This window comes from Citrobacter sp. 172116965 (assembly GCF_013458095.1).
In the GTDB taxonomy this organism is placed as follows: domain Bacteria; phylum Pseudomonadota; class Gammaproteobacteria; order Enterobacterales; family Enterobacteriaceae; genus Citrobacter; species Citrobacter braakii.
Window position 1 is genome coordinate 3,185,514 of the sequence record NZ_CP046673.1, and the last position, 20,455, is coordinate 3,205,968.

Consider the following 20,455-nt stretch of genomic DNA (forward strand, 5'->3'; position numbering starts at 1 on the left):
CACTCCCGTCCTGCAGGACTCCGCGGCTTCGTGGAGTCCTGTTGACTAGCAACTCTCCAAATATCGCTCATACTCTTTGTGGCAACACTGTCGTCAATAACTGTTTGATATAAAACTTTAATCAAGGAGTTCATATGGCTGGTTGGTTTGAATTAAGCAAGAGTAGCGATGATCAGTACCGCTTTGTTCTTAAGGCTGGAAACGGGGAAACTATCCTTACCAGTGAGCTTTACACGACAAAAGGCGCGGCAGAAAAAGGGATCGCATCTGTCCAGGCTAACAGCCCTCTGGCCGAGCGTTACGAGAAAAAAACGGCAGCTAATGGCAAATTGCATTTCAATCTGAAAGCAGCAAACCACCAGATTATTGGTAGCAGTCAACTGTATGCGAATGAACAGTCGCGCGAGACCGGTATTGCTTCAGTTAAGACCAATGGTGTAAGTCAGACGATAAAAGATAAAACCTGATAATGACTCGCTCAGCCGGGTAACGCCACGCTGTCGCCCGGCGTTTTTCTTTACCTGTCTTCCCCACAGCGCTACAATGCCCGCCCTTAATATGGGGGCACTCCCCTAATCGCCTCATTGAGTGAGGCGAGTCTGACCTGTCATCAGAACGAGAAAATTATGTTTAAACCGGAACTCCTTTCCCCGGCGGGAACGCTGAAAAACATGCGTTACGCTTTCGCCTATGGCGCAGACGCTGTATATGCGGGCCAACCGCGTTACTCACTGCGCGTACGCAACAACGAATTCAATCACGAAAACCTGCAGCTAGGCATTAATGAAGCCCATGAACTGGGTAAAAAATTCTATGTGGTGGTTAATATTGCCCCGCATAACGCCAAGCTGAAGACCTTCATTCGTGACCTGAAACCGGTGGTGGAAATGGGACCGGATGCACTGATCATGTCCGACCCTGGTCTGATTATGTTGGTGCGCGAAAACTTCCCTGACATGGACATTCACCTTTCAGTACAGGCTAACGCCGTAAACTGGGCAACGGTGAAATTCTGGAAGCAGATGGGATTGACCCGTGTGATCCTGTCCCGCGAACTGTCGTTGGAAGAAATTGAAGAGATCCGCACCCAGGTGCCGGATATGGAAATTGAGATCTTTGTTCACGGCGCGCTGTGCATGGCTTACTCCGGCCGCTGCCTGCTCTCTGGCTACATCAACAAGCGTGACCCAAATCAGGGTACCTGTACCAATGCCTGCCGCTGGGAATACAACGTGCAGGAAGGCAAAGAAGACGTGGTGGGCAATATCGTGCATAAGTACGAGCCTATCCCGGTACAAAATGTTGAGCCGACGCTGGGTATTGGCGCGCCGACTGACAAAGTCTTTATGATCGAAGAAGCCCAGCGTCCGGGTGAGTACATGACCGCGTTTGAAGACGAACACGGCACTTACATCATGAACTCGAAGGATTTACGTGCCATTGCCCACGTTGAGCGCCTGACTCAGATGGGCGTGCATTCGCTGAAAATTGAAGGCCGTACTAAATCATACTATTACTGTGCACGTACCGCGCAGGTTTATCGCAAGGCCATTGATGATGCCGCTGCCGGTAAACCGTTCGACCCGCAACTGCTGGAAACGCTGGAAGGTCTGGCGCATCGCGGTTACACCGAGGGGTTCCTGCGCCGCCATACGCATGACGACTATCAGAACTACGAATACGGCTTCTCTGTTTCCGAGCGTCAGCAGTTTGTCGGCGAATTCACTGGCGAACGTAAAGGTGAACTGGCGGCTGTGCTGGTGAAAAATAAATTCACCGTCGGCGACAGCCTGGAGCTGATGACCCCACAGGGCAACATCAACTTTACCCTCGGACAGATGGAAAACGCGAAAGGCGAAGCGATGCCGGTTGCGCCGGGCGATGGTTACACCGTGTGGATGCCTGTACCGGAGGATATCGATCTGAATTATGCATTGTTGATGCGTAATTTTACCGGTGAGTCCACGCGCAACCCACATGCTAAGTAGTTAATTACGGTTATTTTTCAGCGTTCGGAAGATTCTTAGAAATCGATCACATACCGCTTCGTTCATTAAGGGTATTATCTCATCCGCTGAAAAACATAACCCATAAATGCTAGCTGTACCAGGAACCACCTCCTTAGCCTGCGTAATCTCCCTTACGCAGGCTTATTTTTTGCACGTAATATACTGAAATAAATGGATTTATTTCTTCCAATGTCCACACATTGACCACATCGATAAAAAACCCCGCATTTGCGGGGTTTCCTTTTGGCTCACAGCCAGGGCATTTGATGCTGACCGGTTATCGTCGGGTGCGGTGGAGCTGGTACGACTTCCCCCGGTGAAACAATGAAACGCTCAACGGTTTCTGTCGTGACAAAAGTACAACTGCAGTTGATGTTTGTGCACTGATGATACCGCTCTTTTGTGGTATCAGAAAAATAGCGACTCGTGCGGGCATGGGCGGCGTAATGGCATTTCGGGCAGTGAAACATGATGAGCACCTCTGAGCGTTTTCAATACAGCAATTTTACTCACTTTAACCTTATAAAACAAATACATATAGTAAATTACTGCGCTATTTCTTCGCTCTCATACTCCACATCAGAAACCTTAACCTCAAGCTCTAAGCCCGTCGTGAAGCCGCTCCCGTTAAGGCTGTGCACCACACGGCGGATAATCCATGCCTGCTCGTCTATCACGCGCTTAAAGCCTTTCACGGCCACCGGCGTTTCAGGAAATAAATCAGCCCGGCCAGTGGCAAGCGTAATGGAAAACTCCGCCACGCCCCGCTGTATCTTGTCCCACTTTGCCTGAGCCGCGCGCATAGCCTGCGCCTTTGTGGCATAAATGGTCGTGAGCTCAAGAACATTGTCAGATTCTCCGGCCATATACTCACCTTCCCGGGCTTCCTGCGCCTTTTTCTCTCTGACCTTTGTCGATGTTTTAGCGGCTTTCGGGTGCTGCAGCGCGCGCAGATGCTGTTCTTTGGGTTTACGTTTGAGCTTCACCTTTTGCCTTTGTGGCTTCGGGTCTCTGGTATGTAGCCATTTCGCCGTCACGCCGGTGTAAGCCTCCCGGTCTGCAATGGCGAACTGATGGCGGTCGCCGTCGCCACGCTCAACGGTCATTTGGGGGATCGGCTTACCACTGGCCGTCATCGCACTACCGGCTTTCAGGAATAATAATTTCCCGGCTTTCACCGACACGGATGCACCGTTACGCTCAGCAAGTCGGGACAAAAACGCCGCGTCGGATTCCTGCGTCTGGTCGATATGGGGAATGGCGATGGCTTTCAGGGAGTCAGCAACACTGGCCGTCAGCTTATTACGCTGCGCGATGGTCTCCACAATCACCCCGAGCGTGGTGTCGTGCCATGACTGTTCGCGTCTGGAGTTCAGCGTCCCACGAAAATCGGCGCTACGTCCCCGGATGGTCAGCGTATCAGGCGCGCCCCGGTGCTCGATTTCATCAACCGTGAAACTCCCCTTGTTGACCAGTGCGGAGCCCTGCCAGCCCAGCCACAGCGTCAGCGATGCCCCGCGCGGTGGCAGCTCGACCAGCCCGTCGGTATCATCGAGCGCAATATCGAGCTGGTCAGCCTCAAATCCGCGATTGTCGGTCATGGTCAGGCCGATAAGCCGGTCGCTGAAATTCTGCGTGATATCCTCCCCGTCCAGCGTGAGCATATACGCAGGGGCAACACGCGCCCCGGCCTGAATATTCATTCCCGTTATCATCCTGCCAGCCCTCCCGCCCATTCACTGGCAGACGTGACCAGATTATCCGCCTGCGTTTTCAGGTCGCCATACATGGCCGCGAGCGACTCGTCGACACGTTTCAGGGACAAAGTGAACTCGATTTTTCTCGCCGCGCCGTCGCTGAAAAGCTCGGTGTGGTTATGAGTCACTTTATCGATAACGTACATCCCGTGGATCATGCCGGTTCCGTCAATCAGCGGCCACGCGCGCCCCTCATCGGCCATCAGCTCAATGGCCTGCAGCGACAGACGCCCGCCGGTGATTTCAGGGTACAGCGTCCCCGACAGGGTGCGCGAGGTCTCCCCCTCCCCGAGAAACTGATAAGCCGGTCGCCTGCCGATACGGTCATTGGACACCCACCGGTAGTCCTTCGAATACTGCATCGACTGATGCGGCAGGGTGCGCCGTTCAAACACAAAAAAGCCCAGCACCATTAACATTTTGCCCCCTCTCTCAGTCGAGTCTCATGTTGGATCGCTGACGCGCGCGCTTTTCACGGTCAAGTTTATCGACGGCGTCGCGGAGCTGGCGGTCAAGGTCTCCACCCGGCGCAACGCCGCCCTGCAGAGTGATGTTGTATTCGCTTTTGCTCTGGTCGATATAAGAGCGGCCTGCAGGCGCAGTGACCGGCTGATACGCCTGATACCCGCCATAACCCGCTGTCGCAGGGATATACCCGCCACCCGGTGAAGCCTTATCCGCTTTGGCTGCAGTCTGGTCGAGGTCGGTCGATTCTTTTTTGATAACGCCGAGTTTCTCCAGCAGCCAGTCAACCTTGCCGCTCAGGCTGTTAAACAGGTTGAGCGGCGTCATCAGCGCATCAGCCAGCGCCTGACCAAACGCCACGCCGACATTTTTGCAACTGTCGAGCGTGTCCTGCGTGGCTTTCACCGGTGCAAGCAGGTCTTTAAACCACTGGCAGACAACGCCCAGCTTTTCCGCAATGGCATCAAACACCGGCTCGAGCGGGGAAAACATCGCCCCCACCGGGGCAAAGGCGGCTTTCAGCCCCGCCACCACCCCCGAGAAAAATGCGCCAATCGGCTCCCAGTATTTACGGATGAGCAGCGCACCGGCCACCACCGCTCCGGCAACCGCCAGCACCGGCAGGCTGATTGCGCCAATGCCCGTGACAATCGCGCCGCCGACCGTACTGAAAACCACCCCGAGCACGCCAGCCGCCGCTATGATGGCATTAATCCCCATCACCACCGGCCATGCGATAAGGCCAATCCCGCCCATCACCCCGATCAGCGCCAGCGCACCCCCGACTACCACGCCGATAGTGGTCGCCAGCCCCTTATTTTTCTGGATCCAGCCGTCAAGCCTGAGCACATACTGCGTGGCCGTCTGCGTCAGCTTACGCAGTGAGCCATCCTGCTGGTCAAACAGGTCAGTCCCGACCGCCTCATAGGCTGACTGAAATTCTTTGAAGTCGCCGCCGAGGTTATCCTGCATAACCTTAACCAGCTCCTCAGTCTTGCCGTCCGAGGCTTTAAACGCGGCGGTGAGCTTATCGAGCTTGCCGGTTAAGGCCGCCGTCATCAGCACGGCGGCCGCCGAGCTGGCCTCCTCCCCGAAAATGGTTTTCATGTATTCGGCGCGCTGACCCGTCCCGAGATTATTTTTTTCAAAACTGCGCTGCATTTCTTTCAGGATGGAAAATATCGGGCGCGTGTTGCCCTTGCTGTCGGAGGTTTTCACCCCGAGCTCTTTGATGGCGTCGTAGGCTTTGCCGGTCGGTGCCTGCAGGTGACTCATAACGGCACGGCTTCCCGTCCCCGCCATCGAGCCGGTGATTTTTGAATCGTGCAGCGCCCCCACCATCGCGGCGGTTTCCTCGATACTTACCCCGGCATTTTTCGCCACCGGCGCGGCATAGGTCAGCGCATCGCTCATCCCGTCAAAGTCGGCGGCGGTTTTGTTCATCGTCATCGAGAGAACATCGCCAATATGCGCGACCTTGTCATTTGAGAGCTGAAACGCTGATTTCATCCCGGTCAGCAGCGCGGCGTTCTCTTCCATCGTGCGCTTGTTGGACAGCGCCATATTCAGCGTCACCGGCGTCGCTGCCTGAATGGCCGCCGCATCCCCGCCACTTTTGGCGATAATAATCTGCGCCCCCGCCGCATCATCGGCAGAGGCCGCCGTATTGTCCCCGAGCTGGCGCGCCTGTTTGCGCAGCGCCTGCATTTCGGGTGACTGTTTATCGACACCGAGCACCGCCTGCAGCTCTGAGTTCTTCTGCGCAAACTCATAGCCCGGCGTCAGCAGCTTAACCCCGGCCATTGTTCCCGCCGTCGCAATACCGACACCGGCAGCGCCCGCCGCCGCCGCGTTACCGGCCAGTGATTTACCGCCCTGATACCGTTCTTTTACCCGGCTTAACTTCGCCTGCTGTGCGCTGACTTTCGCCAGTGCCTCGCGCTGACGGTTAAGCTGCACGGTAGTTTCAGCGATGCGGGATTTAAGCCCCCGCTCATCATTTGCCAGATTACGGGTATTAATTCCCGCCGCACCGAGCTCGCGCTGCTGGCGCTTTACCGACTCCGTGAGGCTGTTGTATTTCGTCTGCAGCCCTTCGGCGGCACGTTTCGCGGATTCAAGCACCTGCGCCTGCGCACGCGTCGGGCGCTCCGTATTTTTAAACTGCGTGGCAAGAGCTTCGGCTTCCTGTTTCGCTTTATCAAGCGCGTGACCGGTCACGGCAAGCTGTGCGCTGGCTTTTCGGAATCCGTCGATACGGGATGCCTGCGCATTCAGCTCGCGCAGGCTTTTCTGTGAGGTGCGGATGTCACCGGACAGGGATTTGCTGGCGTTCTGAATGGCTTTGAGCGGTCGGCTTGCCCGGTCGACGGCATTCAGCAGCACCTCGATTCTGACGTTATTGCTCATGATGGTTTCCGCTTCGTTGCAGCGCCCTGTCGCGCCATGTCAGGAGCTCGGTCACGCTCAGGGAATGTAACTCTGATGGCGGCCAGTGGAAGATCACCGCGATATCCGCCATCAGGTCATCGACCGACAGGTTTTTCGGAAAGGTCAGCGCCCCGAAGCAGGCGACAAAAAACCGACCACCTTCCCGGCCAGCGAAATCAGATCTGACGCATCGAGACGCGCGACCTCGTGCTCAGTCAGGGCGGGATACGTCATGCGCGGCAGCACTTTAATCAGCGCATCAACGTCGGAATTCGCCAGCGAGGCCAGCGACACCCCGCGCAGGGTTCCGGCATTCGGTTTGGTCAGCGTGACCTGTTCAATTTTCTGCTCACCGCGCATCAGCGGGGTATCAAACATCACCACATTCGGATTGACGGTTTCAGTGTCAGCAACGGCAGTTTCATTGATATTTTTCATGGGTATTCTCATCAGGAAAAGTGACCGGCCAGCCTCACTGACCGGGTATGGGACTACAGACCAATCGCCCGGCGGTGCTCCGCCAGACGGTCGACGCCGTCGACTTTCAGCACCATGTTAACGACGTCAATCTCGATGACTTCGCGGCCATCAATCGTGAGCTGGTAATAGGCGCACTCGGTCGACATTTTGGTCGTGCCGCTTTCGCCCTGCTTGTTCTCACCGCCGTCATATTCTTTGTGACGGCCACGCATCACCACCTCGACGGCAGAAATCGCGCCGGTGTCATCACGCTGGAAAGAGCCGGTAAAGCGCAGCGGCACACTGTCAGCCCCCGGCGAGGCATACTGCGCCCACAGCTCAACGTCGGGCAGACCGCCGAGCGTCCACTCCAGCGACAGCGCGTCGTCATCGAGCCCGAGGTCAATCGACACCGCGCCCGGCATCCCGCCACCGCGATATTTCTCCAGCTTGCGGGTCAGCTTTGGCAGGGTGACGGACTCAACGACGCCCATGTAGCTGAGGCCATCGTTGAACATATTCAGATATTTAAGTTTGCGGGGTAACGCCATGCTCTGAGCTCCTTAGCTGTTGACCGCATCCGACAGGTTCGCCAGATAGGTATCGGTGATGCGCTGGCGCAGGGTCAGGTTCTCCAGCGGCGGGACGGGGGTATAGTCGTAATCGATATACAGCTTCCCGACTTTGAGGGTCGCGGTCTCGTTCGACTCCGGGTCGTACCAGCAGGAGCCGTCAACGATATACCCGTTATTTTTCAGCTCGCGGAATTTGGCATTGATGCCCGACACGATGTCGCGAATCAGGGTCGGGGTGATGGGCTTATCCATCGCCCACGCGTGCGCCTCCGCCATCGTGTCGGCCAGTACCTGCGCGGTGCGGGTGTAGTTCTCATACAGGAAAAGCGGGTCATCTGAGCAGGTGCGGTTTCCCCAAAACTTGAAACCGTCATTGCGGATAAGCGTGGTAACACCGGCTTTGTTAAGCAGGTTGGCGTCGGTCGCGGGCTCCTGCAAATCCCACGACACCGAGGCGCTGACGCCGGTGACGCCATTCACGCCGACGTTTGACAGGGTTTTATGCCAGCCGACGGTCTGGTCAATTTTGGCACGCAGACCGAGCGCGCGCGCCGTTGCCCAGGCCGTCGCAGTCTCATTCGCCGTGGTGTCCCATGCCAGAAAATCCGGGAAGATAACCATCAGCTCACGCTGGCTGAAATTCTCGCGGTAGTTGATGGCATCAGAAATGGTTTTACAGCCCCACGCACTGACATAGCCAAACGCGCGCAGGCTCTGGCAGGTGGACGCGAGCGCCGTTGCCACTTCCTGCGGGTCAAGACCCGGCACACCGAGAATGCGCGGCTTCACGCCGGTGACGGTCTGCGCCGCCAGCAGCGCTTTCAGGCCGGTGTATTTGCCGTTTTCGTCGGTCGTGCCGATGATGTTGGAAATAGTTTGTTTCTTCCCGGCCTCCGGGTCATCCGGGTCTTCGACACCTTCGGCCACGCGCACGGCCACAATGACCGGTTTGCACTGGTCAGCGATGGCCTGCAGGGACGTCGACAGCGTCCCCTTTTTTCCCGCCTTGCCGATAGCACTTTGCACGTTGGTAATGAGCACCGGCTCATTGAGGGGAAATGTCTTTTCGTCAGCATCGCTGGCCGTGCAGACCATGCCGATGATGGCCGTTGAGACGGTGGAAATGGTGCGCACGCCATCGTTAATCTCGATGACCTCTACGCCATGATGAAAATCACTCATCCGTTTAACTCCGTGGTTAAGGGTGCGTGTATTTTCTGTTGTGTGGTGATGGCGGGCTATTTGTCAGGGTTGGATAAGGTCTGACACAACCGGGGAGCAGGAAAGCGCGGGCAACCGCCCGCCTGAGTGATGCCGGTTATGCGGGCAGTTCCGGCCATGTGATATCGGGGGCATCTTCTGGTTTGACCCTGTTGAGCATGACCCGATATTTTTTCCATTCATTAAGCGCGGCCGCTTCGTCTTCCGTTGCCATATCCAGATCAACGGCATCCTGCAGCGGGGCAATAGCCGATGTCGCAATCATCAGCAGGTTTGCTTTTTCCTGCGCCACCTGCCCCTGACGAAATGTTTTTTCCGCTTCGGCATCGTGGATCCACTTAGCGCCATCCCATTTTACATACTCCCCGTCAGGTGCAACCGACACAACGTTATCAGGCAGAGCGCCCAGCTTTTCAATAACAGCGGGCTTACCGGTGCTGATGTCATAAACGGTTGTCCCGCGGTGGTCTTCCACCCGCGACCATTTATTAGCCTGAGCATCGAAAACAGCCACAAAACCCGCCGTTACTTTTGGGGGTTCAATATCGGTGCTGTAGGCAGGCAAGCCCGTATTAGCAGGGATAAACCCATCAGATTTCCCAATAAATTCATTTGTATCTGAACGAAGGTTATAAAGAATAATTGTCCGGTTTTCTCCGGTCATTTCAAAAGCCATTATGCAAGCCTCACAATGTAGTTAAACGCAATATTTTTAACGGTGTTTTCTGTATTCCCGGTTGCATGAACGGTCGCTGTATGTCCGTGATACCCCATAACCACATAATGGTTATGCTCACCGATACCAACCCAGTGATCATGGGGACCAATCCACGTAACATGTGCATGATTACCACTCCCCTCAATGCGATCCCCGGCTGACCACGAAATATTCGACGAGTGCATCCCCAGCCCTGAGCCAGGAGTATCCCGGTATGCAGACGTAGCACAATAACGAAAGTTATGTACGTGCCATCCCCCCTCAGTGGAGGACTTATTGCCGTAGTCAAAACTGGTTGTTGGTTTTGAACCATAATCAAAAGAGCTGGTATATTTCGTTCCCAAATCGGTATCGGAAATACTGGCTGTGTGAGCGTGCGATTTAATACCGTCCTGTTCATACGAGAGTACCGCTCGTCCGTCCGGCTTGCCCTTTATCGTCTGACCACGCATATCCGGGATAACACCAGAGGGATACGCTACAGCAAGCAATGGATATGCAAATTTATCAAATGACTGTCCCTGCATTAAGGCGTAAGCGGGCGGGGCGATGTCAGATGGCCACGGAATCGGCGCCCCGACAGGAAAAGCATCATCGGGTGTCCACGTCGTCCATGGCTGCGTGGAATATTTGCTCCGCGAATAACTTCGCGAACCGCTGTACACGCGATAAACCTGCGTTATCCCTGCGCTTCTTAAAACCATCAAGGAACCGGCGTTATTTTCCGGGTAATGCAGAGCAGCACTGGTATTGGCATTTGCGGGCTGAAAATACAGACCCGGCGTCTGGTAATTATCCAGATCCTGACCCGGACCAATTTCAACACACTGACCGTCAAAAATATCCTGTGAGGTGACACTGATATCACCGGCCAGCGAATGTCCGTTAACTTTTCGCTCAGACGGGACGCGACCATTCACATTATCATTCACCGTCTTAACCGCTTTCGATGTCGCGGCGAGGGTTTCAGACGTGCTGTCGGTCGCGCTGCTGAGTCTCACCAGACCTTTCTGCGCCGTGCTCGCGTCCTGAGCCGTATATTTACCACTGGCAAGGTCATACGCCACCTTAACCGCTTTCGGCGTCGCGGCGAGCGTCTCAGACGTGCTGTCGGTCGCGCTGCTGAGCTGCACAAAACCTTTTTCTTTCAGCGTGGCGTCAGGATGCCTGCGGGACTGCTCATGCTCGGCCAGTTTGTCGTCGACATAATCCTGAGTCGCCATCACCGTTGTCGCGTCAATGGACAGCTCCACTGAGGCAATACTGCTGACGATAATCACCATGCGACAGGTCTGCGCACGCCCCGAGCCCTCCGCCAGCTCCGGCTTGTAGCTCTCCGCCATATTGGCAACGGCAATCAGCGTGCCTGCGTCATCATACAGACCCAGCTCACGCATCCAGAAGCCGCCCACCTCGGGAGGAATGACCAGCTCAGCCACGATATAGTTTTTATTTTTGTTGTCCTGGCTGATTTTATTCAGCGCATGACGCCAGACTTCATTGATGAGCTTTACCTGCCCGACGTTCGGCTCCGGCAGTACGCCGCCGCCATCCCCGACGGCCATCGCGGTAAGGTTCACCTTTTTACCACCCGGCACCGTGGCCGCCGCCAGTTTTGCAGCTCCGGTGGTGGTAATAATTGTTTTAAATTTCGTGCTCATTATTCCTCACTCATCCGGGATAAACCGTAATAATGTCGCCGTCATACACCACACCACCGACATACATATGACCGGGAATGTCCTGGATAATATTCAGGCCAATCAGATGACGGCTGGCGGGCTTCGCATCCGCAATCAGGCGCTCCATTTCAAAATACATTTCCTCAGAAATACCGCTTTCCAGCACACCGATATCAAGCCGGAATGTGCCGGGCGGGTCGCTGGTCTCCCACCACTCCGTGACGTTGATGATATAGCCGAGCGGCTCCACCACCCGACGAACGGCGCCGATAGTGCCTTTGTGGCAGTGAATAAAGTACGCATCACGGATGACGGCGCGCTTCGTTTCCTCTGGCCAGTTCTCATCCCAGCGGTCGACAGAAAACGCCCACGCCAGCCACGGCAGCAAATTAGCCGGGCAGGAGTCAGGACTCCACAGACGACGCAACGGGACGGGGGTGTTTTCGATATCCGCACATGCACGCGCCGCCGCCACTTCAAGCGGTGACGAGCCCACCGGCAGCAGACGGGTATCACTCATCCGAGCCCCCGATCACAATGCTGTAATCAGTGCAAAAATGACGCCTGTGCACTGCTGAGCACGAGGTCAGCCACCGGCGCGGCCAGCTCCACACGCTGGACACCTTCGACATGCAGCGCGGCATAAATGGCAGACAGGCGAATGTCACGCCCGAGGCGGTGCTGCGCACTGATATAGCCCTCCAGCTTTTTCACGGCAGCGGCGAATGGGTTCACTCTCGGGACCGGGATAGAGATAAAGCGAGGCGGTTATCTGGTAGTCAACAATGTCGGCTGACTGCACCGTCACACGGTCTGCGACCGGCCTGACATCTTCGGCATTAAGCGCATTACGGACAACAGTGAGCAGCTCATCAGAGGCGACGCCGTTGTTTTCACGCGACAGCACAGAAATCGTCACACAGGCGGGTGACGGGCTGGTTACTGAGATATCTGCGACCCGCCCGTCAGCGCTGCGGCCATGAAACTGATAAGCGCCGACAGACCCGGCCACGCTCATTCCTTCAAATGCCTGCTGAACGCGCAGACGGTAATCGGTGTCCGACTCCATAACGGCAGGTGTGGGCGGCAGCGTGGTCTCATCGGCAGGCGTGATAACAAGACGCCTGACGCTGAAATTTGCGCCGATATTATCGAGGTCATTACCGGCGGCATACGCCAGCATGACCGCGCGCGCCGATTCATTCACGCGCTGACGCCAGATAACCTCCCGGTAAGCGTTCTCCTGCAGTAACTTAACTATCGGCTCCGATTCGAGTGTCAGCGTGCGCGCAACCGCCTCCTGCTGTTCCTCCGGATACAGTGAGACAAGCGTCGCTTTTCGTTCTGCCAGAATGGTTTCATAGTCCAGCTCATCCACCACATCAGGCGCAGCGAGCAGGCTCAGGTCAACAATAGCCATAGTGTTTAACTCAGTGGAATGATGATAGAAAAAGGCTGGCCTGACGCTGACCGCGTGCCGGTGATATCGACATACATCGCGCCGTCATTCTCCCCGCGTTCAAAGGTGATGGTCGTCATGCTGACGCGCGGCTCCCACTTCTGGATCGCGGAATAGCACGCGGCCATAATCTGCAGGCGCAGTGCCGGGGTCTGCGGCTGGTCAACAAGCGCCGACAGCAGCGAGCCGTATTCACGACGCATGACACGCGAGCCAACCGGCGTGACCAGAATGTCGCGCACGCTCTGCCTGATATGCTCAACCTCAGAAATACTGAGCCCGGTATGACTGTTCATGCCCAGATAGCTCGTTGTCATTTTGTCCCCTGCGTCCAGTTATCCCCGCCTTTAACACCACCGTGGCCGTGGTCATCCACCTGCACACCGTTTGATTTAAACGTGCCGCCGCCGTGCTCGATGTTGCCGCTCATCTTCCCGCCCTTTTGCACCTCAAGCGTGGCCGTGGTCAGTTTGTTGGTGCAGACCACCTCGGGGGTATCGAGCGTGATACGGGTGGACGCTTTGACCAGTACCAGCGGCACAGTTGCGGTAATGGCGTCCGACGCGGTGACGTCAGCGGTTTTGATACCACTCACCGTGAGTGACCCGCTTTCGGGTTCGTACTCAATAACCGCCCCGTCAGGAAAGGAAACGTGAAAGGCATCAGGCGAGGCCGACGGCGCGGGATGGTCATCAGAGAAAATGCCGGGCAGCACAAAGGCGGTATCGAGCTCGCCGCCAATGGCAAGAATGAGCACCTGCTCACCAACCGAGGGAGCCCACCAGACGCGCGAGCGACCGGCGCGGCAGGTCAGCCAGTTTAACCAGGTGGTTTGTATCCCACCGGTCTGGACACGACAGAGCCCCTCATCGGGATTGACTGCAGTCACAATGCCGGTGCGGATAAGGTTTCGGATAGCGCGGGCGATATCCTGAATGGAATTTAAAGTATTCATGGGGAAAGGATGCCGCTGGGCAAGGCCAGCGGCAATCAGGCTGGGTTTTGTCGTGGGTGAAACAACAAACGTTAACAGTTAGTCTGAACATTAGATGAGTTTAACAGTGGTCGTGTTTGACTATGACATTTTGAAAAATAAGCGCCACCAGTACCATTCATGATACTTTCATGCGGCAGCCTATAAGTGCATAGTCAACAAAAAGATCCAATGAACCCCTTGATTTATCAGCAAGAAATAAATATAACGTCTTTCATAAAAGCAAGCCCCATTTAAAACGAGGGACAACATGAAGGATAGCGACATTATTGCAAGCATTGGTGCAATAGTTTCTTTCTTTGCATTGATTATTTCACTTAAAAGTTTCTTTGTGGCCAAAAAGTCACTAAACATAGCAGCGATTCAACACGACCAAAGAAGCTTAGGTATAAATTTATATTACATCGATGCTTACAAATGGAAAAAAGACAGAGAGACTTACATTTCCTTCGCTTTGAGGTTTACTAACCTGAGCACTCTAAACGATACCATTTCAAAGATAGAGTTGCATATTGAATTCCGGGATAAGAAGAATGCAACTGGGAAAGTGAAGATCGAACCCAACACATCAGTGACTCCAATTAATTTAAAAAATCACACCGATATTATCAAGCAACCACTAAATCTTTCCGAGAAATCTGCTAAATCCGGATGGATCACATTTAAGCTACCAGAATTAATAACAAATGAGCTGACGATAGATTTATATCGAGTTATAGCGGAATCGATTGATAAAAAAACGATATCCATCGAAACGCACATCATCAATGAGGTTTAGAATGAAAAACAAAATCGCAATAAGAAGAGATGATTACTTGAACCTTGTTGGAGATGGTGCCATCGCAAACGCCAAGACAGCCGATGGAAGACTAATACCCGTTATAATATTAGATACAAGAGAGAAAAAACAACTTGAATATTTAGTTAAAATGCACGAACAAATAGATACCGGCGATGTCAGTTCCATCTGGTCTATAACACGTTTTAATCATGAACAAGTGAACTTAGTTTTGTTTTTCAAAACCCCTATGGAGTTCAAAGTAGCCATTTCACTTCAATCATTGAAACACTCCCCCATCATTGAAGGGATACGTATATCTAAAGCTGTTTATATACAACCTGGCAAACCCGGAGACAGAGTTAGCGATGATATTAATGCACCTAAAATTCTAGTTGAAATCCCTGCAAAGACCACTTTCGAAAAATGGGATGAGATTTTTGAAAAAATGGTAATAAAAAAACTAAAAAAAGAGGGGCTTCGTGGTAAAAATTTAAAAGAGGCAGCGCGTGAACACATTTTATTAATAAAAGACATTTGGGGAAGAAGATTAAAATAGAAAATACAATCAGCAAAAGACTAGGTAAACACACCTAAGTTTACCTAGTCTTTTAAAATTAGACATTTAAAAATAAATAATTACTTGTAACTCATATCAATCCATAGCGACTCCATTTAAATGCTTAATGACCAGTTCCTCAACGAACTGTTTATCGTCCTGACTAAATCCAAGTAACTGACGTTCCGGGTATTGCACGTCCTGAACATGAAGGTTAGGCCGATCTTTGAGTCCGAGCTGATGAATCTGCGCAATACGTTGCACCTTGCCTGTAAACTCCACCACAGCAGCATCATTGCGACCACTGGCTTTCATGTAGCGACTCGTTCGCAGCTTCTGAAACATCGCCCGTTTTATTCGACCTTTTTTTGCCCTGAGCGGCTGACGCTTTCGCGCCTGATACGGCGTGCCATCAGGTGCTTTTTGTTGTTTGATACGTTGCTGTTGCGATCTGCGCAGCTCCTTCGCAATTTCAGCGGCCAGCTTACGACGAGACGCCGGTGCTAATGCTCCGATAAGCCCTGCCACTTGGTTATCAAAAGGCGTTAATTCACTCATTCCACTTACTCACCAGCTCACCATTGATATAGAGCTCGGTCGGACGGGGGACAGGCTCCGGCAGGGGTGGCTCCGGGGCATAGCTGACGTGTAATGCGCCGTTTTCCTCCCGGACAAGGGTGCGCTCCGTCAGTTGCAGACTGATACTGATATCAACATTGTCCCCGTCGTTTAAGTCCATCTGGAATCGATAACCCTTTTTGCGCCCCTCATCGAGCGTGCAGATATCCGGCTGGTTATCTCGCAGCCACGCCGCCACCGGCACAAAAATCAGGTCGGGGTCGCCGACAAAGTCACACACGATCACATTCAGCGTGTATTTCTTTTCATGGGACAGCGAAGCCGCGAGACGCGCATCGATATTCCCCTCATCGGCAAAGATACGCATCATCTCGGGGTTATTCATGAGCTGTGGGACGGCGTCATTCAGCGCTTTGCGCAGGCTTTTCATTTTCTGCATTGATTTTATCCTGACAGTCTTTGATGGTTTCGACCTTAATCGCACAGGCGGTGAGCGCGTGCTCCAGCCTGCGAATATCGGCACTCAGATCACCGTTATTGACGGGGTCGCTTCCCGGCATCGGGCAGAGGCTCACCTTCGGGCAGGCGTTGTAAACAACGGGCGGCGGAGGCGCAGCCTGTTCGGATGTGCAACCGGCGCACAGCATCAGGCAGCTTATCGCTGTACCAGCGGCGTAACTTCTCGTTTTCATTCATCAGCCTCGTTATGGTTTCTTCCCGTCTTGCCGCCTGCTCACCGGCAACGGCCAGCTCATCTCCGAGTCTGACCTGCGCGTCCTCATTCGCCCTGGCGATTCGCTGCGATACGGCAAGCTGATTTTTCAGCATGCCAATCGTCGTCTTTTGCGCACTGGCGACGCGATTCGCTTTCTCAAATGACCGTGATAAGTTCTCATTTTCATGTCGCAGCCACAGCAACCCGGCCAGCGCAGCAACCAGAAGGATCACAATGAATCTGGACACATTCCCTCCCCCTCGATGCGCTGACGGTAAGCAGTACGCACAGCGTTAAGCACCAGAACACAAATCAGATACAGCAGCGCTGTAAACACCCATCCCGCGCCGACCAGACAGGAAAAAACGCCAGCAAAAATAAGCAGCGACCAGAAGCGGCGCAGCGGGGGAGGTTTACGACAAAACACAAAACGGAAAATCTTCATCACCGCATCATTCAACGGGATACCCTTTTGCCGGTTTCCCTGCCAGTGTTCATAGGCAGCCACACCGGCGAGGCTGGCGGCAATGCAGACCAGACAGCCAAACAGCGCCCATACGGCAACGAAATTGACCGCCACGCCCTGCGGGTTCGTCAGTCCCATAAACAGCATCAGTGTCAGCAGGAAATCAAAAATCAGTGAGGTAATGTGTTGTTTCATTGAGTCACTCCTTTCATGCAATACGCCAGTTCCCGCGCGCGGCGGTTCTCCAGCCCTTTATTTTTTGTACCGTTGACATACACCCAGCGGGTGAGCTGGTCACACGCCTGCCACCACTGGTGACGCTTGATAAACGAGACCAGCGTCGACCGGCAGGCCGCGCCGGTTCCGACGTTAAACGCAAAACTGACCAGCGAGTCATAGACGCGCGGTGGCATATCCACCGGCACACAGACCGCGAGCCGTTGCTCGACGTTGAGCACATCGGCAACGAGATTCTCCGCCGCCTGTCGCTCTGTGATATCCCCTTTCGGGACCACCCCGGCAGTGTGGCCGATGCCTGACGTCCACACTCCCGCGCTGCACTTGTAAGGTGTCAGACGACACCCTTCGAGGTCGGCAATCAGTGCCAGCCCCTCGGGCGAGGTATTAAGCAGACGAAAGTCAGGCATCAGCGCGGCCAGCGCCAGCACGGCGGCCACACTGCAGCGTTTAATGATTGAGCTCACGGGCAGCCCCCTTATCGGGTCCGAGTGAGGTCAGGTAGCGGTAGGTTTTGCGCTTAAACCAGTAATTCGTCAGCGCGGTAAAAATGGCGCAGGCACTCCCCACATAGAGCGCCAGCTTTTCAGGGGACATTGCCCCGAAATACGCCAGCCCCACGGCCAGCCAGTAAGCGATAAACGTCGTGATTTTTTCCACACTCAGTCCCATAAATTCACCGTTTCGGTTTTCGGGGCGCTGTCGGTTTCGGGCAGTTCGATTGCCGTGCCGTGCGGCAGAATAACACCCAGCTCCGACAGCCCTGGATTCGCCTGCAGCACCGTTTCAACGACGCCCTCAGTGCGCCCGTAATACCGGGCGCAAATCGCATCGAGGGTGTCACCCTGCATCGCCCTGACCTTCATCAGATTTGACCGACAATACAGCGCGGCTTGTCCTGAATACGCGCCACAGACCAGCGCATATCCCGCCACAGCTCATCGATAACCGCCTCGGTGCTTTCCGCTTTGCGGTCGCCTTTCGCCGTCGCATCGATACCGCGATAACGCTCAAACAGCGTGGCGCTGGTCATGGCGCAGACGGCGCGAAAATAGTGGAAACAGCGCACGCTTTCGCCATCGATATCATCGGCAGGCACATCAGCCAGCGTGTCATGCCCTGCGGCCATCTGCTCAACCCGCCACAGGGCAAGCTCCGCATTGGTTTCAGCCATACCGGCTTTAATCGCATCATTCAGGCGCAGCGCGGAAACAGTCTGCTCCAGACGCATCAGCTCGCGCACGCGCTTCGGATCCACATCAGGGAAAAAGAAGGTGTTTTTTATTACCGGCTCGCTCACGTCCGGTGGTGGTATCACTACGCCCGGCACATCCTGCGGCTCTTTTTTTGGCTCAATAATCACTGTCGTCATGACAACCTCGGGTAATGGGTGGGCGGTGGACGCCGGTCGCAGTCAGGGCAATCAATACCCGCATTGACCGGCGTGCCGCCCGGCTCGGGGAGCGCTCGGTTAACCTGCGGCTTTTGCCGCTTTCGGGGGACGCCCGCGCCGTGCCGCCGGTTTGGCAGCAGGTTTGCGCGTGCGCGGTTTATTCTGTTTGGGTGCGGGTTCGGCTTTGGGTTTCAGCGCGCGCTCGAGCTGTTCAATATCTTTTTTCACACCGATAGCCCGCTCCAGTTGGATCGCACGCTGCAGGTGCGCCAGCGCGTCGGTCAGACGGCCAGCCTCACGCAGCACGTAGCCGGTAATTTTGTGCAGCTTTGCGCGCACGATATCCGGCATGTCTGCCCGTTCGGTCAGTGCGATGGTGTCGAGCAGGAGCGACAGCCCGACAGGCTGTTTCGCATCGAGCAGGCGCTGCGCTGACAGGGCGACCTCTTCGGCCAGTAAATACGGCGTGGTGCGCCGGTGGCCGCCGGTCGGCATGGTCAGGCCATAGGTCATCGCATAGCGGGCAATCTCCAGCGCACCGGCGATATCATCTGCATCGAGACGCCACAGCATGACGGTCATGACAATGTCATCCTGCGCCCCTTTTCCGTAGCTGAGGACACCCGACACCCACGGCAGATAGAACGGCAGCAGCTCACGCTTTTTGTCTGCCTTGCGTTCATTGGAGCGGATTTGTTTTAACGTGCGACAGTCTGCGGCCAGCTTGACGAGCATCTGCTCATAGGCAGTTGCATTGCGCAGCGGAGCAGCAGCCCGCCGCGCAGTTTCAGAGGCCGAGACCCGCATCATGTGACGCGCTGCGGGACTCGTCATGGCTTATTCCCCGCTTTCCGGTGCGGCAGGTGCAGTGAAGTCGCCGAGCTTGATGTTTTCAATCAGGCAACCGGCGGCGTAAGCCTCGACCACATAGTCAATATTCATTGACTCGTAGTTTTCGACACGGTCCTTTTTCGGCTCCTCGATGATGGCGCGACGGTGTGCATCATCCATGAAGTAAATCGACAGGTTATCGAGGCGCGTCACCATCAGGGCATTCGCCGGGAAGTACGGCACGCGCACAGCAGGCAGGTTGCCGATACGCTTCTGGCTGATGATGATGTCAGCGGCCAGCGTTTCGCTGTTTTCCTGCGCCTTGTTAACCAGCGGGAAATATTTATCCGCCATCAGCTTACGGCCAGTGATAACGACGAGCTCCGGGTCATCCTGATAAATCTCATCAATCAGGTTGGTGGTCGAATCCATCACCAGCGCATCGAGGTTTTCATAGTCACCGTTTTTACCCACGCGGATCACATCGGAAATAACCTTGCCGTCATCATCAGTGACTTTCGACATCACACGCGCTGCAGCTTCATTGCGGTATTTCTGCAGCCAGCCCACTGCGACATCCTGCAGCATCGGGTTCGTTTTGCGGTTGGAGGTCTCCGCGCGGGTGATACCGTTGAAGCCGGCCATGATGAAATCGAGCGACTGACGCTTGATAATCGCGTCACGGATACGGGTCTGAAAGTCCTGGAAACGCGCCCACAGGTCGAGCTGCTTATAACGAATATGGAAATCAAAGTTGATTTGCGCGCATTCGTATTTGTTGGATTCGAGCGCAGTGAAATCAGCGGTCTTACGCTCGTCATCGGCGGCGGTGTCCGTGGTGCTCGCAATCGTGCCGTTGACGCCAACCCCGACCTTTTCGCCTTTCAGCTCGTCGACCGGCACGATATTGATTTTGGTCAGAAACGCGGATGACGCCTGCAGGGTGGTCATCAGGGTCTGCGTCACGGACGGCTCAACGGTGAATTTTTTCGCCACGTCGTCGGTGTCGACGCCATTCAGCTCCGCCACGCGGGACAGGTAAGCATTGAATTTAAAGCGGGTATCTTTACGCATTGTTATTCCTGTTTCTCTAAAAAGGGGGTATCAGGCCGGGCGACACACACCCGG

General features: G+C 54.7%; 28 protein-coding genes and 1 pseudogene. 4 read left to right on the plus strand and 25 right to left on the minus strand.

Annotation, left to right across the window (positions count from 1 at the left end):
• Positions 1-134 precede the first annotated feature (134 nt).
• Together GPJ68_RS15535 and yegQ are read left to right on the plus strand one after the other, a co-directional pair.
• Positions 135-467 carry a YegP family protein gene (locus GPJ68_RS15535; protein ID WP_016153608.1) on the plus strand — a complete coding sequence of 111 codons (333 nt, stop codon included), beginning with the start codon at positions 135-137 and terminating at the stop codon, positions 465-467.
• 159 nt (positions 468-626) lie between these two features.
• On the plus strand, positions 627-1,988 hold the full coding sequence (gene yegQ / locus GPJ68_RS15540) for a tRNA 5-hydroxyuridine modification protein YegQ (protein WP_019077151.1): 1,362 nt from the start codon (positions 627-629) through the stop codon (positions 1,986-1,988).
• A gap of 269 nt (positions 1,989-2,257) precedes the next feature.
• Here the strand turns inward: yegQ and GPJ68_RS15545 are convergent, their stop codons facing one another.
• The 14 genes and pseudogenes from GPJ68_RS15545 to GPJ68_RS15610 all read right to left on the minus strand — a co-directional run bounded on the left by GPJ68_RS15545 (position 2,258) and on the right by GPJ68_RS15610 (position 13,730).
• Positions 2,258-2,479, minus strand: a complete 222-nt coding sequence (locus GPJ68_RS15545) for a DNA-binding transcriptional regulator (protein WP_016153611.1) — start codon at positions 2,477-2,479, stop codon at positions 2,258-2,260.
• A gap of 75 nt (positions 2,480-2,554) precedes the next feature.
• The gene (locus GPJ68_RS15550; protein WP_097743152.1) at positions 2,555-3,724 is read right to left on the minus strand and encodes a phage late control D family protein; all 1,170 of its coding nucleotides are present in this window, start codon (positions 3,722-3,724) and stop codon (positions 2,555-2,557) included.
• The gene (locus GPJ68_RS15555) at positions 3,721-4,185 is read right to left on the minus strand and encodes a phage tail protein (protein ID WP_071684322.1); all 465 of its coding nucleotides are present in this window, start codon (positions 4,183-4,185) and stop codon (positions 3,721-3,723) included. Before GPJ68_RS15555 ends, GPJ68_RS15550 begins: the two co-directional genes overlap by 4 nt.
• A 13-nt stretch (positions 4,186-4,198) precedes the next feature.
• Positions 4,199-6,640, minus strand: a complete 2,442-nt coding sequence (locus GPJ68_RS15560; protein ID WP_180836798.1) for a phage tail tape measure protein — start codon at positions 6,638-6,640, stop codon at positions 4,199-4,201.
• A complete protein-coding gene (locus tag GPJ68_RS15565; RefSeq protein WP_370461225.1) occupies positions 6,630-6,788 on the minus strand; it encodes a GpE family phage tail protein in 159 nt (52 codons plus the stop codon). Before GPJ68_RS15565 ends, GPJ68_RS15560 begins: the two co-directional genes overlap by 11 nt.
• On the minus strand, positions 6,785-7,099 hold the full coding sequence (locus tag GPJ68_RS15570; protein ID WP_180836803.1) for a phage tail assembly protein: 315 nt from the start codon (positions 7,097-7,099) through the stop codon (positions 6,785-6,787). The genes GPJ68_RS15565 and GPJ68_RS15570 overlap by 4 nt, the downstream gene beginning before the upstream one ends.
• A gap of 53 nt (positions 7,100-7,152) precedes the next feature.
• Positions 7,153-7,671, minus strand: coding sequence for a phage major tail tube protein (locus GPJ68_RS15575; RefSeq protein ID WP_041327772.1), 519 nt, complete (start codon positions 7,669-7,671; stop codon positions 7,153-7,155).
• Between the two features lie 12 nt (positions 7,672-7,683).
• Complete coding sequence (locus GPJ68_RS15580) at positions 7,684-8,877, minus strand: phage tail sheath protein (protein WP_180836805.1); 1,194 nt, start codon at positions 8,875-8,877, stop codon at positions 7,684-7,686.
• A 136-nt stretch (positions 8,878-9,013) separates the two neighbouring features.
• Positions 9,014-9,592 carry a tail fiber assembly protein gene (locus GPJ68_RS15585; RefSeq protein WP_180836807.1) on the minus strand — a complete coding sequence of 193 codons (579 nt, stop codon included), beginning with the start codon at positions 9,590-9,592 and terminating at the stop codon, positions 9,014-9,016.
• On the minus strand, positions 9,592-11,295 hold the full coding sequence (locus tag GPJ68_RS15590; RefSeq protein ID WP_180836809.1) for a phage tail protein: 1,704 nt from the start codon (positions 11,293-11,295) through the stop codon (positions 9,592-9,594). The genes GPJ68_RS15585 and GPJ68_RS15590 overlap by 1 nt, the downstream gene beginning before the upstream one ends.
• 10 nt (positions 11,296-11,305) lie before the next feature.
• Positions 11,306-11,836: a phage tail protein I gene (locus tag GPJ68_RS15595; RefSeq protein WP_180836810.1), complete on the minus strand. Its 531-nt coding sequence runs from the start codon at positions 11,834-11,836 to the stop codon at positions 11,306-11,308.
• Positions 11,829-12,736 (minus strand): annotated as a pseudogene (locus GPJ68_RS15600) (baseplate assembly protein). Before GPJ68_RS15600 ends, GPJ68_RS15595 begins: the two are co-directional and overlap by 8 nt.
• 5 nt (positions 12,737-12,741) lie before the next feature.
• Complete coding sequence (locus GPJ68_RS15605; protein WP_180836812.1) at positions 12,742-13,092, minus strand: GPW/gp25 family protein; 351 nt, start codon at positions 13,090-13,092, stop codon at positions 12,742-12,744.
• Positions 13,089-13,730, minus strand: coding sequence for a phage baseplate assembly protein V (locus tag GPJ68_RS15610; RefSeq protein ID WP_180836814.1), 642 nt, complete (start codon positions 13,728-13,730; stop codon positions 13,089-13,091). Before GPJ68_RS15610 ends, GPJ68_RS15605 begins: the two co-directional genes overlap by 4 nt.
• Positions 13,731-14,019: 289 nt before the next feature.
• On the opposite strand from GPJ68_RS15610, the gene GPJ68_RS15615 reads away from it, so the two are divergent.
• Positions 14,020-14,547, plus strand: a complete 528-nt coding sequence (locus tag GPJ68_RS15615; protein WP_180836816.1) for a hypothetical protein — start codon at positions 14,020-14,022, stop codon at positions 14,545-14,547.
• A 1-nt stretch (position 14,548) separates the two neighbouring features.
• Positions 14,549-15,106 (plus strand): hypothetical protein, encoded by a 558-nt coding sequence (locus GPJ68_RS15620; protein WP_016153625.1) that lies wholly within the window; start codon positions 14,549-14,551, stop codon positions 15,104-15,106.
• Positions 15,107-15,202: 96 nt separating this feature from the next.
• On the opposite strand, the gene GPJ68_RS15625 is transcribed toward GPJ68_RS15620, so the two are convergent.
• The 11 genes from GPJ68_RS15625 to GPJ68_RS15675 all read right to left on the minus strand — a co-directional run bounded on the left by GPJ68_RS15625 (position 15,203) and on the right by GPJ68_RS15675 (position 20,401).
• On the minus strand, positions 15,203-15,664 hold the full coding sequence (locus GPJ68_RS15625) for a phage virion morphogenesis protein (RefSeq protein WP_180836818.1): 462 nt from the start codon (positions 15,662-15,664) through the stop codon (positions 15,203-15,205).
• Entirely contained in the window at positions 15,657-16,124 is a 468-nt protein-coding gene (locus GPJ68_RS15630) for a phage tail protein (RefSeq protein ID WP_180836820.1), read from the minus strand. Before GPJ68_RS15630 ends, GPJ68_RS15625 begins: the two co-directional genes overlap by 8 nt.
• Positions 16,087-16,332: an Rz1-like lysis system protein LysC gene (gene lysC / locus GPJ68_RS24990; RefSeq protein ID WP_255489303.1), complete on the minus strand. Its 246-nt coding sequence runs from the start codon at positions 16,330-16,332 to the stop codon at positions 16,087-16,089. The genes GPJ68_RS15630 and lysC overlap by 38 nt, the downstream gene beginning before the upstream one ends.
• Entirely contained in the window at positions 16,220-16,648 is a 429-nt protein-coding gene (gene lysB / locus GPJ68_RS25230; RefSeq protein WP_180836822.1) for an Rz-like lysis system protein LysB, read from the minus strand. Before lysB ends, lysC begins: the two co-directional genes overlap by 113 nt.
• Positions 16,630-17,061 (minus strand): DNZ54_00345 family protein, encoded by a 432-nt coding sequence (locus GPJ68_RS15645; protein ID WP_180836824.1) that lies wholly within the window; start codon positions 17,059-17,061, stop codon positions 16,630-16,632. Before GPJ68_RS15645 ends, lysB begins: the two co-directional genes overlap by 19 nt.
• Positions 17,058-17,570: a lysozyme gene (locus GPJ68_RS15650; RefSeq protein WP_180836826.1), complete on the minus strand. Its 513-nt coding sequence runs from the start codon at positions 17,568-17,570 to the stop codon at positions 17,058-17,060. The genes GPJ68_RS15645 and GPJ68_RS15650 overlap by 4 nt, the downstream gene beginning before the upstream one ends.
• Complete coding sequence (locus GPJ68_RS15655) at positions 17,554-17,775, minus strand: HP1 family phage holin (protein WP_019077171.1); 222 nt, start codon at positions 17,773-17,775, stop codon at positions 17,554-17,556. The genes GPJ68_RS15650 and GPJ68_RS15655 overlap by 17 nt, the downstream gene beginning before the upstream one ends.
• Positions 17,766-17,969: a tail protein X gene (locus GPJ68_RS15660; protein ID WP_046276226.1), complete on the minus strand. Its 204-nt coding sequence runs from the start codon at positions 17,967-17,969 to the stop codon at positions 17,766-17,768. The genes GPJ68_RS15655 and GPJ68_RS15660 overlap by 10 nt, the downstream gene beginning before the upstream one ends.
• The gene (locus GPJ68_RS15665) at positions 17,969-18,475 is read right to left on the minus strand and encodes a head completion/stabilization protein (RefSeq protein WP_180836828.1); all 507 of its coding nucleotides are present in this window, start codon (positions 18,473-18,475) and stop codon (positions 17,969-17,971) included. The genes GPJ68_RS15660 and GPJ68_RS15665 overlap by 1 nt, the downstream gene beginning before the upstream one ends.
• Positions 18,476-18,574: 99 nt before the next feature.
• Positions 18,575-19,330 carry a terminase endonuclease subunit gene (locus tag GPJ68_RS15670; RefSeq protein WP_180836830.1) on the minus strand — a complete coding sequence of 252 codons (756 nt, stop codon included), beginning with the start codon at positions 19,328-19,330 and terminating at the stop codon, positions 18,575-18,577.
• Between the two features lie 3 nt (positions 19,331-19,333).
• A complete protein-coding gene (locus GPJ68_RS15675; RefSeq protein WP_180836832.1) occupies positions 19,334-20,401 on the minus strand; it encodes a phage major capsid protein, P2 family in 1,068 nt (355 codons plus the stop codon).
• Positions 20,402-20,455: the final 54 nt, after the last annotated feature.